Origin of the sequence: Pedobacter ginsengisoli (genome assembly GCF_002736205.1) — a bacterium.
In the GTDB taxonomy this organism is placed as follows: Bacteria; Bacteroidota; Bacteroidia; order Sphingobacteriales; family Sphingobacteriaceae; genus Pedobacter; species Pedobacter ginsengisoli_A.
This window is the reverse complement of sequence record NZ_CP024091.1, coordinates 3398109-3414576: the sequence shown is the minus strand read 5'-3', so window position 1 is coordinate 3414576 and position 16468 is coordinate 3398109. Positions and strand designations below refer to the sequence as shown.

The 16468-nt window shown below is 39.1% G+C and carries 11 protein-coding genes; 10 read left to right on the top strand and 1 reads right to left on the bottom strand.

Annotation, left to right across the window (positions count from 1 at the left end; genetic code table 11):
• Nucleotide 1 precedes the first annotated feature (1 nt).
• The 5 genes from CPT03_RS14110 to CPT03_RS14090 all read left to right on the top strand — a co-directional run bounded on the left by CPT03_RS14110 (nucleotide 2) and on the right by CPT03_RS14090 (nucleotide 9250).
• On the top strand, nucleotides 2–2851 hold the full coding sequence (locus CPT03_RS14110; RefSeq protein ID WP_099439448.1) for a glycoside hydrolase family 31 protein: 2850 nt from the start codon (nucleotides 2–4) through the stop codon (nucleotides 2849–2851).
• Nucleotides 2852–2908: 57 nt separating this feature from the next.
• On the top strand, nucleotides 2909–6010 hold the full coding sequence (locus CPT03_RS14105) for a SusC/RagA family TonB-linked outer membrane protein (protein WP_099441125.1): 3102 nt from the start codon (nucleotides 2909–2911) through the stop codon (nucleotides 6008–6010).
• A gap of 18 nt (nucleotides 6011–6028) precedes the next feature.
• Complete coding sequence (locus tag CPT03_RS14100) at nucleotides 6029–7621, top strand: RagB/SusD family nutrient uptake outer membrane protein (protein ID WP_099439447.1); 1593 nt, start codon at nucleotides 6029–6031, stop codon at nucleotides 7619–7621.
• A 28-nt stretch (nucleotides 7622–7649) separates the two neighbouring features.
• Nucleotides 7650–8561, top strand: a complete 912-nt coding sequence (locus CPT03_RS14095; RefSeq protein WP_099439446.1) for a hypothetical protein — start codon at nucleotides 7650–7652, stop codon at nucleotides 8559–8561.
• Nucleotides 8562–8734: 173 nt separating this feature from the next.
• Nucleotides 8735–9250 carry a DUF2911 domain-containing protein gene (locus CPT03_RS14090; RefSeq protein WP_099439445.1) on the top strand — a complete coding sequence of 172 codons (516 nt, stop codon included), beginning with the start codon at nucleotides 8735–8737 and terminating at the stop codon, nucleotides 9248–9250.
• Between the two features lie 69 nt (nucleotides 9251–9319).
• On the opposite strand, the gene CPT03_RS14085 is transcribed toward CPT03_RS14090, so the two are convergent.
• A complete protein-coding gene (locus tag CPT03_RS14085; protein WP_245869842.1) occupies nucleotides 9320–10150 on the bottom strand; it encodes an alpha/beta hydrolase family protein in 831 nt (276 codons plus the stop codon).
• A gap of 160 nt (nucleotides 10151–10310) precedes the next feature.
• Here CPT03_RS14085 and hemA point away from each other — a divergent pair, with 160 nt between their 5' ends.
• The 5 genes from hemA (at nucleotide 10311) to CPT03_RS14060 (ending at nucleotide 16468) form a co-directional block, all read left to right on the top strand.
• On the top strand, nucleotides 10311–11537 hold the full coding sequence (hemA, locus tag CPT03_RS14080; protein ID WP_099439443.1) for a glutamyl-tRNA reductase: 1227 nt from the start codon (nucleotides 10311–10313) through the stop codon (nucleotides 11535–11537).
• 24 nt (nucleotides 11538–11561) lie between these two features.
• Nucleotides 11562–13142, top strand: a complete 1581-nt coding sequence (gene hemC, locus CPT03_RS14075; RefSeq protein ID WP_172954189.1) for a hydroxymethylbilane synthase — start codon at nucleotides 11562–11564, stop codon at nucleotides 13140–13142.
• 78 nt (nucleotides 13143–13220) lie between these two features.
• Nucleotides 13221–14189: a porphobilinogen synthase gene (hemB, locus tag CPT03_RS14070; RefSeq protein ID WP_099439441.1), complete on the top strand. Its 969-nt coding sequence runs from the start codon at nucleotides 13221–13223 to the stop codon at nucleotides 14187–14189.
• Nucleotide 14190: 1 nt separating this feature from the next.
• On the top strand, nucleotides 14191–15564 hold the full coding sequence (hemL, locus tag CPT03_RS14065; RefSeq protein WP_172954188.1) for a glutamate-1-semialdehyde 2,1-aminomutase: 1374 nt from the start codon (nucleotides 14191–14193) through the stop codon (nucleotides 15562–15564).
• 37 nt (nucleotides 15565–15601) lie between these two features.
• The gene (locus CPT03_RS14060) at nucleotides 15602–16468 is read left to right on the top strand and encodes a sensor histidine kinase (protein ID WP_099439440.1); all 867 of its coding nucleotides are present in this window, start codon (nucleotides 15602–15604) and stop codon (nucleotides 16466–16468) included.

The following is a 16468-nucleotide window of genomic DNA, read 5'->3' as shown; positions in this document are numbered from 1 at the left end:
TATGCAAAAAATTAGGGTGAGCTCCGTGATGTTTATAGGTAGTATGTTACTATATATAAATGTAAGCGGGCAAGTAAAAGATAATGCGCAAACAAACTCAGGGATTGAAATTCCCATTCAACATTCTGCCTCAGGAATTAAAAAAATAAAGCTTCAACCATTATCCGATAAGATTATTCATGTTACTGCAATTGCAACTGAAAAGTTTCCCGATGACAAAAGTTTAATGGCTGTTAAACTTTCAGATGATGCTGTTAAATTTACAACAACCAAATCACCGGATCAGGTGACCTTAAGTACTTCATCATTAAAAGTTGATGTGTCTACAAAAACCGGTTTAATCACCTATCGTGATTCCAGTGGTAAAGTGCTGCTTGCCCAAACAAAAAATGAAGGCCTTTCACTTATTCCTAAGGTATTTAGCGGAGAACCATCTTATCAGGTTTCGCAGTTGTTTGATGCACAGGAAAATGAAGCGTATTATGGTTTGGGACAGCACCAGCAAGGCCTGGTAAATTATAATGGGCGCAGGGTAGATCTTGTACAGTATAATACAGAAATAGGGGTTCCCTTTTTTGTTTCTAATAAGGGTTATGGACTACTTTGGGATAATTACTCCATCACCCGTGCGGGCGATATCAGAGATTATCAGCCTTTAACTGCACTGAAATTATTTTCTAAAGAAGGTGATGAAGGATGGCTTACAGCTACTTATACCTCAAAAACTGACCCCGACAAGGTACTGCTTAAACAACCAATATCTGAACTATCCATAAACTGGTTAACAGATCAGCATAAGTTTCCTTCGACCGTAAAGATGCAGGATGCAGTGGTGCATTATGAGGGTGCTGTAGCAAGTGAACTGGAAGGACTCTACCAGCTCCAGTTAAAATACGCCGGTTATATTAAAGTTTGGTTTGATGACAAACTTGTTGCCGATTTTTGGCGTCAGGCATGGAATTCAGGATCGGCAATATTAGATCTGGAATTAAAAAAGAACAAGAAGACTAAAATTAAGATTGAATGGATACCAGATGGTGCAGAATCTTACCTGGGACTAACCTGTTTGCCTCCTTTGCCAAAATCGTTAATGAATACCTTTGCGCTAAGTTCTGAATCTGGCAACGCTGTTAATTACTATTTTATTCAGGGTGCAAATGCCGATCAGGTAATCAGTGGTTACCGCACGGTAACAGGTAAGGCCGTTTTAATGCCAAAATGGGCAATGGGCTTTTGGCAAAGCAGGGAACGCTACAAAACGCAGGATGAGATTTTATCAACTGTAAAAACATTCCGCGACAAAAAAATCCCGCTTGATAATATTGTATTGGATTGGTCATACTGGAAGCAACCGGAATGGGGTAGCCAGCAATTTGATCCCGAGCGTTTTGCTGATCCTGATGGGATGATCAAATCTCTTCATAAACAAAATGTGAATCTGATGATATCAGTTTGGCCTAAGTTCAATAAAGGCTTTGATATTTATGATAAGCTAAACGAGCAAAATTTCCTTTATAAAAGAAATATTGCAGATGGTCGTGTAGACTGGATAGGCAAAGGATATTCAAACACATTCTATGATGCTTTTAATCCTAAAGCAAGAACAGCCTTTTGGGAGTTGATGAACAAAAGGTTATATAGTAAAGGTATAGATGCCTGGTGGATGGATGCGACGGAGCCAGACATGCATTCGAATTTACCGGTAGAGATTAGAAAGGACCTGATGAACCCGACCTATGAAGGATCATCTACAACTTACTTTAATGCATTTCCATTGGTTAATGCTAAAGGCGTTTACGAAGGACAGCGTAAAGTGAATAACGAAAACAGGGTGTTTATTTTAACACGGTCTGCATATGCTGGCTTGCAAAGATATGCCGCTGTGGCCTGGAGTGGTGATATCGCTTCGAGATGGGAAGATATGAAAACCCAGATCGGTGCAGGTGTAAACTTTTCACTTTCGGGCATGCCTTACTGGACTATGGATATTGGCGGTTTTTCTGTCGAAAAACGTTATGAAAACCCAAATAAAGAAGACCTTGAAGAGTGGAGGGAACTGAATGCCCGTTGGTACCAGTTTGGCGCTTTCGTGCCATTGTTCAGGGTACACGGACAGTTTCCTTTCAGAGAGATCTATAACATCGCACCAGAAGGTCATCCTGCTTATAAAAGTATGCTGTACTATAATAAACTGCGATACAGGTTGATGCCATACATTTATTCAATTGCCGGAAATACCTATCATCACGATTATACCATGATGCGTGGTTTAATGATGGACTTCCCTCAGGATCTAAAAGCTTTTAACTTGTCTGACGCCTTCCTTTTTGGACCTTCACTGTTAATTAATCCTGTTTATAAATATAAAGAGCGGAACAGGGAAGTGTACCTGCCATCAGGGCAAGGATGGTATGACCTTTATACAGGCAAGTATTTTAATGGCGGGCAAACCATTAAAGCTGATGCACCATATGAAAAGATGCCTGTGTATGTAAAAGAAGGGTCTATTGTGCCTACAGGGCCTGAATTACAATACACTTCAGAAAAACCAGCTGATCCAATAACACTGTTTGTGTATACCGGTAAAAATGCTTCATTCTCTCTTTATGAAGATGAGGGTACCAATTACAATTATGAGAAAGGCGCTTTTGCTACCATAGATTTCAATTACGACGAAAATACCAAAACGCTTACCGTAGGTAGTCGCAAAGGAAGTTTTAAGGGAATGCAGGATTCCAGAACGTTTAAGATCGTGGTCATTACTCCCAAATCAGCAAGGGCATTAGACTTTAACCAAAAGGTAAACCAAAGTTTTACTTACAGTGGTAAAGCCGTCACAATAAAACTGTAACCAAAATATAAACCAATATAAAATGAATCAATTATTTACTAAATCTTTATGAACGGCATGAAAAAGAATTCTATGATTAAAAGAGAACATATTTTTCTGCTGATGTTTCTTTCACTGCTTTTTTTTAGCGAATCTCTATTTGCACAGCAGCGTCAGATCAGTGGAAAAGTAACTGCAGCGGATGGGCAGCCTATACCGGGAGCAGTAGTTAAAGTAAAAGGAAAAACCGGGGGAACAGGAACCACCAACGAGGGGGCATACACCATTAATGCTCAAACCGGAGATATATTACAGGTTAGCTCTATTGGTTTTGTAGCCAAAGAAGTAACAGTTGGGCAAAGTAACTCCATCAACATTAGTCTGGACGAAGATAATCAGGGCCTCAACGAAGTTGTGGTAGTGGGTTACGGTGTTCAGCAAAAGAAACTGGTAACCGGTGCCACGGTTCAGGTTAAGGGAGAAACGCTGCAAAAGCAAAGTACCACTAACGCCTTGCAAGGCCTACAGGGTCAAACTCCCGGCGTGCAAATTGCCTCAACCTCTGGTCAGCCCGGCGAAAATATTAAAGTTACCATCAGGGGATTGGGTACCATCGGTAATTCAGGCCCACTGTATGTTGTAGATGGGGTACTTACAGGCGACATCACTTATTTAAACTCGTCGGATATTGAGTCAATCGATATTTTAAAGGATGCGGCATCTGCCGCTATTTATGGCTCTCAGGCAGCCAATGGGGTAGTGTTGGTGACCACAAGGCAGGGTAAGCGCGGACAGGCGGGGCAAATTACTTTTGATGCCTATGCAGGGGTACAAAATGTTGCAAAAAAAATTGACTTGCTTAATGCTTCGGAGTATGCAGCCATTATGAGCGAGGCTGCTGTAAATGGAGGCAAACAACCGCTTTTTACTAACGATGAAATAAAAGCTTTTGGTAAAGGGACAAACTGGATGGACCAGATGTTTGTAGACAATGCGCTTACGCAAAATTACGCCCTTGGTGCATCTGGCGCATCTGAAGCTTCAGTTTATTCATTAGGTTTATCTTATACAGGACAGGAAGGTGTTGTAGGAGGCAAAGGCTTATCTAACTATCAGCGTTATAGCTTCCGAATTAATTCTGAGCATAATTTTTACAAAGAGATCATCAAAATTGGACAGCACCTTACCTATACAGATATTAAAAATAATGGAATAGGGGTTGGTAATCAATATAACAACTCATTTCGTGGGGCTTTTAGTGCCAGTCCATTTTTGAAGATGTATGATGAGAATGGGAATTTCTTCGACAACAGTAAGTCTACCTGGAATAATGGTGAGGCAAACCCGTATGCAACTATGGTGTATACCAATCAGAACAGAAGAAACAGCCAGCGTTTGCTTGGTGATATTTACATGGTAATTGAACCGATTAAGAATCTGAAATTTAAAACCAGCTTAGGCATGGATTACAGTGCAGGAGAAAGTCGTTCTTTTACCCCAATCTACAATCTTTCTATCTATACTTACAGTATTACTACCAAGGCCAGTCAGTCTATGAATAAAGGCAAATCTCTGATCTGGGACAATTTGCTGAGCTATAAGTTTACTTTAAATAACGACCATACCTTCGAAGCAATGGTGGGTAGCTCTGCTTATCGTGCAGACGGCTCTAATATTTTTGGAACAAATACCAACCTGATTTATGAAAGTCTTGATTATGCCTGGCTGAGCAATGCAACAGGTAAAAACATCGCAGGCATTACTATTGGAGGTGCGCCTTATGATCCAGATCGCAGGTTATCTTATTTCGGCAGGTTAAATTATAATTACAAAGAAAAATACTTATTGAATGCCACTTTCAGAGCAGATGGTTCTTCACGTTTTGGACCGGAAAACCGTTGGGGATATTTCCCTTCTGTTTCTGCAGGCTGGGTAGTAACCAACGAAAGTTTTATGCAAGGGCAAAAAGAATGGTTAGACTTTCTTAAGGTACGTGCCAGTTGGGGCCAGGTTGGAAGTCAAAACATAGATGCCTTTCAATATCTGGCACCAATTAAGTTAAATAATACCAACTATATTTTTGGCCCCGATGAAGGGGTGCTTACTCCGGGTGGTTATCAAAGTAGAATTGCTAACCCTGCTGTGAAATGGGAGACATCAGAACAAACCAATATTGGGTTTGATGCTAATTTTTTACAAGGCAAGTTTGCTGTGAACTTTGATTGGTATAATAAAACTACTAAAGACTGGTTAATAGCAGTGCCAATTCTTGCCACAGCAGGGGCCGATGCTCCTTTTATTAATGGTGGTAATGTGAAAAATACTGGTATAGAATTAGCCCTTAATTATAGAAACAAGGTGGGCGAATTTAATTATTCTGTTGGTGTAAATGGTGCTTACAATAAAAATAAGGTTGGTAGCATTCCTACATCAGATGGTATAATTCACGGGGCATCCAACCAATTATATAGTAATGCACTTGAGTTTTATAGGGCAGAGAACGGCTTCCCAATTGGTTATTTCTGGGGATTAAAAACAGCAGGTATATTCCAGAATGAAGCTGAAGTACAAAATTACAGATCTGCCGGCGGTAAGCAAATACAGCCAACTGCCGCTCCCGGAGATGTTAAATTTGTTGATGTAAACGGAGATGGAGTTATAGATAACCTGGATAGAGGCATGATTGGTAATCCTAACCCGGATTATACGTTTGGTATCACGCTTTCGGGTGATTATAAAGGCTTCGATTTTTCTATTGTAGCTTCAGGAGTAGCCGGGAACGATATCGTGCAATCATACAGAGATCAATCTAGTCAGTATGGTAACTATACTGCCAGAATACTCGACAGGTGGCATGGCGAGGGATCATCTAACACCATTCCCCGTGTAACCGACGACAACCGGAATTGGACAACTTTCTCTGATCTGTATATCCAGAAAGGAGATTTTTTAAGGATCAGTAACATCACTTTGGGTTATGATCTGGGTAAGTTATTTAAAAAGAGTTACCTGAAACAAGTAAGGTTATATGCTGCGGCATTAAACGTTTACACCTTTACAAAATACGATGGAATGGATCCGGAGATAGGTTATGGTACTGAAGGATTTGCATCTGGTATAGATGTAGGTTATTATCCCAGACCAAGAACATTCATGATAGGAGCCAATCTTAAGTTTTAACTACAAGATCATAAAAATATGAAAGCAATAAAAATATATGCTGTTGCGCTTGGCCTTTTATCTTTAGGCGCCTGCAAAAAAGGTTTTTTGGATACTCAACAAGTTACCTCAGTAAATGACCAGAATTTTTACAAAACACCAAAAGATGCATTTACTGCATTGGTTGGTTGTTACGATGGACTACAGATTGTATGGTCTGAAGGCGTTGCTTTGCCAGTCGCGGCCGAGGTAATGTCTGATAATACTTTTGGGGGTGTTGGAAATTCTGATGGTTTTGGTTATCAGATGATTGATGAATTTGATAAGACACGTTCACCTTCAGATCAGAACGTATACAATAGTAACTGGATTTTATATTATAAGGCCCTGTACCGTTGCAATATGCTAATAGGTAAAATGGATCAGATTGAATGGGGTAGCGATACTCAGTTAAGAAAAACATATGAATCAGAGGCTCGCTATTTACGCGCCTACCTGCTGTTTGATATGGTTAGACTTTGGGGTAATATTCCTTTATTAACAGCTCCATCTACGGAGAATATACCACAGAGTAATCCGGATGAAGTTTATAAAGTAATTGCTGCTGATCTGAAATTTGCTGCTGAAAATTTACCGGATGTTGCTTATCCGGCCCAGGCTGTGGCAAATCATGGCAGGGTTACCAAATATGCTGCCGAAGCACTATTGGGGAGGGTGTTCTTGTTCTATACGGGTTATTATGCAAAAGCTGATCTGGTTGGTGTTGTCACAAAGGCCGAAGCCCTGGCACATCTTGAAAACGTAATTACAAAAGGTGGATATAGTTTAATTGAAAACTTTGCGAACCTATGGCCGGCAGCATCACAAGCCTCCTATGCGGGTGAGGATAATAAGGAGACCATTTTTGCAATAAAATATACTTATACAAGTGATTATGATGGAAATACCGATGGTAACCACTGGATGGTAATGACCGGTATGCGTGAACAGTCAATTTTTCCGTATGGAAACGGATGGGGAGCTGAAACTGTGAATCCAAAGTTATGGAATGCGTATCTGCCTTCTGATACCAGAAGAGTTGGCTCTATCATCTCAATTGTAGACGAGAACCTTGCCTTTACAAATCAACCTAAGCAAAGGGAATATACAGGTTATTATGTAAAAAAATATAGTCCGATGATTGGTGAAGATGGTAAGCCTTTGCCCGAAGCAAACGGTAATACCAGCTTCCAGATTGGTCAGTTCCAGGATTATGTATCTATCCGTTATGCTGATGTGTTGCTTATGGCAGCAGAACTGGGAAGTGGAAATGCCCAAACCTATTTTGATGCGGTTAGGCAGCGCGCATATAAGACTGCATTTACACCATTGGCGGTAAGCCAGGCTAATATCATTAGAGAACGCCGACTGGAATTTGCTTTTGAAGGAATACGCTATTACGATTTACTTCGTCAGGGAATAGATAAAGCGGCTCAGGAAATTGCCGAAACTACAACAGTATTAAATGGCGGTGTTAGTACAGAGAAAAGAATATCTGCTGCAAATATAATTGCTACAAAGGGCTTACAGCAAATACCGTATACCCAGATCAGTCTTTCTAACGGAACTTTAAAACAAAATGCAGGTTGGTAACAAATCATCTATTTAAATCATAGAAAAAATGAAACGATATATAAAAATACTTGCAATGCTGATGCTGCCTTTGCTCTTCAGCGCATGCAAAAAAGATGATCACAGCATTGGCAGAACGGTCGATAAATCAGAAATTCAATATTCTGTAACCCAGGATTTGCAAGCCGATGCCGGTGGAAATACCGTAATTCTTAAAAATGCCACACCCGGAACTTTATCCATGTGGGATTACGGAACAGGAACTTCCAGAAGGATGATAGACACAGTTAAATTTGCCTTTAAAGGAGATTATGTGATTAAGTTTTCTGTACTCAGCGGAGGATTAGAAGTGAAGCTGGATTCTGTAGTCGTAAAAGTTACACAAGACAATTTGAATTACGTGAACGACCCACTTTGGATAGCGCTTTCTGGCGGTGTGGGTAATGAGAAAGAATGGGTATTGGATACAGAAGGTGTTTATTTTGGAGGACCTTTCGCATTTTACGGAACAAATATTGGTTGGCTTAAAGAGGGCGGTCCGTGGGGTTCCAATACCACAGGATGCTATGGTGGTGATTGCTGGAACTGGGGGCCGGGACTTAACGATATTTATCCAAATATGATGGCCAGAGGCGATTATGGAGTAATGACATTTGGACTGAAAGGAACAGCGTCTTTTAAAGCAGTTAAACCTATGGAAAATGGAATTACCCAGAATGGAACTTACTATTTAAATGTTGCTACGAAAATGTTGACCATCAATAACGCGTCAATTCTTAGAGGTTACAAACCAGCAAAAAATGGAATTACAGGAATAAGTAACTGGACCACCTATAAGATCATTTCTCTTGATGAAAATAGCCTTCAACTTGGTGTAATTAGAGATAAGGATGTTGATGGCGAAGGACCGGCTATGCTTTCTTACAATTTTATATCAAAGAGTTTTGCTTCTTCACAATAAGCGAAAGTAACGGCGTTTGGTTTGGTGCAACCTAATAATGCTCAAGAGGATGAATGGTTTCATTCCATTATATCCTTTAATTAAATTCGCTCAGGCTTCATTTTGATTCAGGTGGAGCTTGAGTGTTTTTATTAATGTTATTTTTCTTACCTTGGAGGTAAAAACTCAATTTTATGAAAAAGCTATTTGTATTAACATTAATTGCTGGTTTGTTTGTTTCACTAACCAGTTCTGCTCAGGAGGATAAAAGCAAAAGAGCTAGTCCACCGGCTACAACGAAAGGAACCCTTGCATCTGGAGCTGCAATAACAATTGACTACAGTCAGCCTTCGGTTAAAGGCCGTAAAATAGGTGGCGAAATCGCACCTTATGGAAAAGTATGGCGTACAGGAGCAAATGAAGCGACTGTATTTGAAACCAGTAAAGATGTAAAAGTAGAAGGCAAAGCCCTTGCTGCAGGTAAATATGGCTTGTATACCATTCCAGGAGAAAAAGAATGGACAATTATCTTTAACAAAACCTGGAAACAATGGGGTACTGATTATACTGAGGCAGACGATGCACTTCGTGTAGCGGTAAAACCTGGCAAAGCTGCTTCTGCAACCGAAAAAATGACTTTTAAGATTGATAAATCTGGTAAGGTTAACCTTTTATGGGGTAATGTTGTAGTGCCGTTTACTGTTAAATAGCAGATAAAGTAATTTAAATTAACAACGGGGGATTATCAATATTGATAATCCCCCGTTGTTTTTGTAAGCTTAGCTAATAAATACCAATGTCTTTTCTACTACCTGTTGCAAATGCTCAGGTAGGCTTGTTGATGTATATGGGTGCGATGCACCATAAACATGATTGGCTCCCTCAATCTTTTGTATTCTTGCTTTAAGCTGTTTTTGTGCCAGCTGCTGTGCAACACTAAAGTTCACATTTACATCATCGTCGCCATGAAGAATTAGCCAGGGGATGTGTATCTTTTTTGCAGCGTTAAGAATATTTAGTTCTTCTTTATGCTTATTAAAATCTTCCAATAATGTGCTGTTTAATGGCATTTTTTCTTTGGTTCGCGCATTTTCTACATAAATTTTTCCTGTTTCAGTCCATTCTTCTTCCTGCTCTTTTTTCCATAAACTTGAAAAATCTGATATAGACGACCATGTAATCAGTTTGTCGATTCTTGCATCATTAGCGGCTTTTATAATGGATAGCCCGCCACCTCTGCTATGCCCGATCAGGTAAATGAGTGACGATGGATAAGTGTTTGTAACATAATTAACAACCTGGTCTACATCAAAAAGTTCTTTGCTAAATGTATTATCAGCAAAGGCTTCCATGTCGGTTACGTCACTAAAATTTTGTTCAGTTACTCCACTATGGCTAAGGTTAAACTTAACATAACGGTAGCCATTTTTAGCAAACCACTCCGCAACCAGGTTATGAGTGCCCCAATCTTTAAAGCCTTTAAAGCCGTGAACAAATATTATGGTGTTAATGTTTGTATTTTTATCGTCATAAGTAGTATCACCAAATATGGTTTTTCCATTTGCTCCTTTTATTGTAAATTGCCCCTTTTGTATCATATATGACTGCATTTATGGTGTTTAGCCAATATAACAATTTTTATATTGGGATGTTTAAATGATTCTTTTAATTTAAAATCTTTCTAAATAACTCTTAATTACAGCATAATGACAGTGGAACAAGGGCGTCTTATTACTTTTGTTTCGCTAAAAATAAACAGGATAATAGATTTTGGAATATTTAAAGATCATTGCTTTTACGCATAAACAGATTGACCTCAAATCTTTAGGTAAATTGGTGATATGTGAGCAGACGCTGGACGACAGGTTGAGAAACATTCAATCTGTGTTAGGAGTTAAAGAAATATTCTATGTAGGAACGTGCAATCGTGTTGAGTTTGTATTCACTTCTGCAGAAAAAGTTGACAGAGATTTTATTAGTCGTTTTCTTACCGTGCTGGATATGGGGCTGCCCGATCAATATATGGAACAGTTTATAAAAAATGTTTCTGTGTATGAAAAAGGGGAGGCATTTAATCACCTGCTACGCACATCTTGTTCTCTGGAAAGTCTGGTTGTAGGCGAAAAAGAAATCCTTGCCCAGATTCGTAAAGCTTATGAAGCTTGCAGGGTGGCAGGATTTACCGGTGATTATATGCGTATGATTATGAACCGGGTGGTAAAAACAGCAAAAGAGGTTTACACGCATACCAATATCTCCAAAAATCCTGTATCCATAGTATCTCTTGCTTATCGTAAGCTTCGTGATCTAAAAATGTGTGGGAATGTGAAGTTACTCATCATCGGGGCCGGAGAAACCAATAAAAATATAGCTCAGTACCTTAAAAAACATAAATACTCTAATTTTTCTGTATTTAACAGAACCTTAGAAGCCGCAGAAACGCTTGCCAAAGATTTAAATGGTACAGCTTATCCACTTTCAGAACTAGAAAATTACGATCAGGGATTTGATGTAATTATTACCTGCACTGGTGCTACAGAGCCTATTATTACTGAAGCCATTTATAAAAAACTATTAAATGGGGATACTGGTAAAAAGGTAATTGTAGATCTTGCCATTCCTAACGACACTGCTCCTGAAGTGGTGAAAAACTTCCCAATACATTTCATAGAGGTTGAATCTTTAAAAGAGGTTGCCCGTAAAAATATACAAGAACGCTATGATGAGCTGGTTAATGCAGAACACATCATCGAAGAGAACATCAAGGATTTTGAATTGGTATTACGCCAGCGCGAAATTGAGATAGCCATGAGTGGCGTTCCTCAAAAAATCAAAGAAATTAAGCATACTGCTATCAATGGTATCTTTGCCGAAGAGATCAATAACCTGGATGAAAACTCCAGATTGGTACTGGAACGTGTGGTGGATTATATGGAAAAAAAATACATTAGCGTACCAATGGTTATGGCAAAGGAGATATTGGTAAAGAATAGCTAGATTTGCCAAAAAAATAGCATCAACGTGAAAAGACTTACTATCGGTACAAGAGGCAGCGACCTGGCTTTATGGCAAGCCAACTTCATTAAAGATAAACTTGCAGGGATTGGCGTTGAGGCAGATTTGAAAATCATCAAAACGCAAGGCGACAAGATTTTAAACTTACGATTAGATAAACTGGAAGGTAAAGGTTTTTTTACCAAAGAACTGGAAGAAGAACTTTTAGGTGGAACCATCGATATAGCAGTACACTCTCATAAAGATTTGCCTACAGTGCATCCGGCAGGACTAACTATTGCTGCGGTTACTGAACGGGAAGATCCGGCAGAACTCCTTTTAATATTAAAAGACTGTGTAGACATTACTCAAAAATTGTCGCTTAAAACAGGCGCAATGGTAGGAACTTCGTCTAACAGACGCAAAGCGCAGATATTGGCATTGCGTCCTGATTTAAATATTGAAGACTTAAGAGGTAACGTGCCTACAAGGATCCAAAAACTCAGAGATGAAGATTATGACGCAATTCTCCTGGCTAAAGCCGGTGTGAATCGTTTAAATATTGATCTGTCAGAATTCCACGTAGAAGTAGTAGATACAACTGAACTGGTTCCTGCACCTGCACAAGGAGCTTTAGCTATTCAGATCAGAGAAAACGATAGTGAATTATTTGACCTGCTTCAAAAAATACACGATCCATCAACTGCCGAGGAAATTGCTATTGAGCGTAAAGTGTTGAACTTGTTTGAAGGCGGTTGTCACATGCCTTTAGGTTGTTACTGCAAAAAGGAGGATGGCTTATATGAGGTTTGGACCTCTAAAGCAGAAACTGACGAAGATTTTCCTGATCGTTTGTTTTACAGAGTGGAAAGCCTTGATGGTTTAGCCGAAAAGATTGTAAGTCGATTTGCTCCGGATAGGAAATTCCCATCAAGAGTATTTATTTCCCGAGAAGTTGGAGAACATAATTATTTTAGAAAAGCTTTAACAAAACACGATATAGAAATTGAAGCGAGATCGCTGATCCGTACTTTTCCTATTGTAACCGTACTTGATCAATATCATTTCAGAAGAGTAGACTGGATCTTTTTTAGCAGCAGAAACGCAGTAGATTATTTCTTTAATCTAAAACCTGTATTGCCTAAGCACGTTAAATTCGGTGTTGCCGGCAGAGGTTCTGAAGATTCATTAAGAAAAGCTGGTTATTTGGCCGATTATGTTGGAGAGGGTGGTGATATTGAGGAGGTAGCAGAGCTTTTTGCTAAAGAAGTAGCAGGGAAAACTGTGCTGTTCCCAAGAGCACAGGATTCGCTATTAAGTATTCAGAAAGCTTTAACTGAAGATACAAAAGTAATAGACTTACCTATTTATGAAACTGTATTTGAGGACAACATAGATCAGACTTATGCCGATGTGCTGATTTTTACCAGCCCATCAAATGTTGACGCTTATTTTGTAGAGAATTTATTAGATCCAGGGCAAAAGGTTATTGCTATTGGTAACTCTACGGCGAAGAAATTTGATGAAATGGGTATAAAATATACATTACCCTACTCACCAGATGAGATCGGTTTGGCTGAAGCTGTGTTTGGGATTGAGATAAAGTAGTAGGTGGTATTTAGTAGTTAGATAACAATGCCTAAATACTAACATCTAACTACTAAATACTTAATAAAAAAGAAAAATATGTTACACCGCCCACGTAGATTGAGGAAAAACCCGGTTGTTAGGGAAATGGTAGCTGAAACAAGGCTATCTAAAGATATGTTCATTTATCCGTACTTTGTTGTGCCGGGTAAAAATGTTATTCATCCTTTAGGTGCAATGCCCGGTATCAGTCATTTCTCTGAAGATACATTGGTTAAAGATGTTGAAAAGGGACTTAAATTAGGTGTAAACAAAATCATGCTGTTTGGTGTTGGAGATGAGAAAAGTGAGGATGCACATTCTGCATATCATGACCATTCTTTAGTGCCTTCGGCTGTTCGTTTACTTAAGAAAAATTTTGGCAACGACCTATATATTGTTACAGATGTTTGCGTTTGTTCATATACTACACACGGACATTGTGGTATATTAGAAAACGACTATGTGCAAAATGATGCAACTGTTGAAGTGATTGCCAAAATGGGACTTACTCATGCACAAGCAGGTGCCGATATGCTAGCTCCTTCGGATATGATGGATGGTAGAGTTGGTGCAATGCGAAGTGTACTCGATGGGGCAGGCTTTGTAAATACGGCAATCATGTCGCACGCTACAAAATTTGCGTCGGCATATTATGGCCCATTTAGAGAGGCCGCTGATTGTGCTCCGAATAAAGGAGACAGAAAAGCCTATCAAATGGATTTTAGGAATGGTAATGAAGCGCTAAGAGAAGCATTACTTGACGAAAGTGAGGGAGCGGATGTATTAATGGTTAAGCCTGCCTTGGCCTACCTTGATGTAATGCACAATTTAAAACAGCATACAGATTTGCCTATAGCATGCTACAACGTATCAGGAGAGTATTCTATGATAAAAGCAGCTGCAGAAAAAGGCTGGATAGATGAACAAAAAGTAGTGATGGAGACCATGCATGCATTTGCACGCGCAGGAGCAAGCATTATAACAACTTACCACATAAGAGATATTGTAGAAAAGAATTGGATGTAATATGTTAGAATCTTTAAAAAAAATATTTTCGGGAAATGAAGGTGATATGCCTGTAAATACAGGAGGTAAACCCGATATTTCCAGAGAGAAATCAGCAGAATTGTATGAGAAGGCTAAAAACTATTTCCCGGGCGGTGTAAATTCCCCGGTTAGGGCTTTTAAATCAGTTTACGGAACACCATTATTTATTCAAAAAGGTGATGGATGCTATGTATGGGATGCTGATGGAAATCAATTTATAGATTTTTGCGCAAGCTGGGGTCCATTAATTCTAGGGCATAATAATGCTAAAGTTCGCGAAAAGGTTACAGAAGTAATGCAAAACGGAATGAGCTTCGGCGCTCCTACAGCATTAGAAAATGAACTTGCAGAACTGATCATTAAGAACAATAAATTTGTAGAAAAGATACGTTTTACCAGTTCCGGTACTGAAGCAGTAATGTCTGCAATCAGGTTAGCACGTGGATATACTGGTCGTGATAAAATCATCAAATTTGAAGGTTGTTATCATGGACATAGCGATTCGTTATTGGTAAAAGCAGGTTCAGGTCTGGTTACCTTTGGCGAAACTTCTTCGGCGGGTGTTCCAAAATCATTTGCTCAGGAAACCATTGTAATTCCTTTGAATGATACCGAAGCTTTGACAAAGGCATTTGAACAATTTAAAGATGAAGTAGCTGCAGTTATTATCGAGGGTATTCCTGCTAACAATGGGTTATTAATGCAAGACCCTGAATATATTCAGTTTTTACAGAATATCTGTAAAGAGCATAAAGCGCTTTTAATATTTGATGAGGTAATCACCGGATTCAGATTGGGATTTGAAGGTGCTGCCGGACATTATGGCGTAAAACCTGACATAGTTACCTATGGTAAAATAATAGGTGGAGGTTTGCCTGTTGGAATGTATGGTGCATCAGCCGAAATCATGTCTCATATTTCTCCTGATGGAGGGGTTTATCAGGCAGGTACATTATCCGGAAATCCGGTAGCCATGGCTGCGGGTATTGCTCAGTTAACCGAGTTATTGCGCTCGGGTTTTTATAAAGACCTAAACAATAAAGCTTCTGAGTTTGCTGAGAGTATACAGCGTTTTGCTACCGCAAGGAACTATAAGTTAAAAGTATTCTATGTAGGTTCTATTTTCTGGTTGGCTTTTACCGATAAAGGTAAAATTCAAACTGCAGAAGATATTGATCCGGCAAGTATGGAGAAATTTAAAATAATGCACAGAGAGTTGTTAAATAGAGGTATTTACCTTGGACCATCAGGTTATGAGGTAGGTTTCATTTCTGCTGCGCATACTAAGATAGAGCTTGAAAAAGCAAAGAGAGCAATATTTGATAGTCTTGATGTTGTTTTCAGGAATAAGTAAAATTTGGGTATATTTATAGTATAAACTGCTAACTGTCTTGAAGAAATCAATCGTTATATTTTATTTCCTGCTATTGTACTCTTTAGTGCAATTAATTTCGTGGGGCACGCTTGTAGTAAAGCTACAACCGTCCAGAATGGCGATGGTAATGGGCGAGGGATCTGTATTTCTTTTCTTGTTGTGTATTGGAGCGTATTTTTTACATCAGTCTATTAAAAAGGAAGAAAGATTAAGAGAGCAGCAACAGAACTTTTTACTCTCGGTAACACATGAGCTAAAATCGCCTTTAGCGGCTATAAAATTATCCATACAAACCATTGTTAAGCGTGATCTGGATAGAGCCAGGCAAACTTCTTTACTGAATAATTCATTAAAGGATATTGAACGCTTAGATGATCTTGTTGAAAACATGTTATTGGCTACCAAGATCGAAAACAGGTCTTATTCGTTCCCTAAAGAAGAATTTGACTTGTCTGAAATGGTTACAAGAATCACTGATAGGTTACAGATCCATTCATGTGGTTGTGAGCAGCTAATAAATCCTAAAATACAACCAGGTGTTAAAGTAGTGGGTGATCAGTTTGCACTGTCCTCAGTAGTTACTAACCTGGTCGAAAATGCAGTTAAATATTCTGGACCTTGTGCAGAGGTTGGTGTGGAATTGACAAAGAAAGATGGGCATCCTTTTTTAAGGGTAACTGACAAAGGGCCAGGTATACCTGACGCTGAAAAGATGCTTATTTTTGACAAATTCTATCGTGTTGGTGATGAGAATGTCAGAAAATCAAAAGGAACGGGTTTAGGCCTGTTTATTGTTAAGGAAGTTCTACAAAGCCATGACGCTGATATCAGCGTTAAAGATAACGCACCACAAGGTGCAATTTTTGAAATAACATTTAGTTGA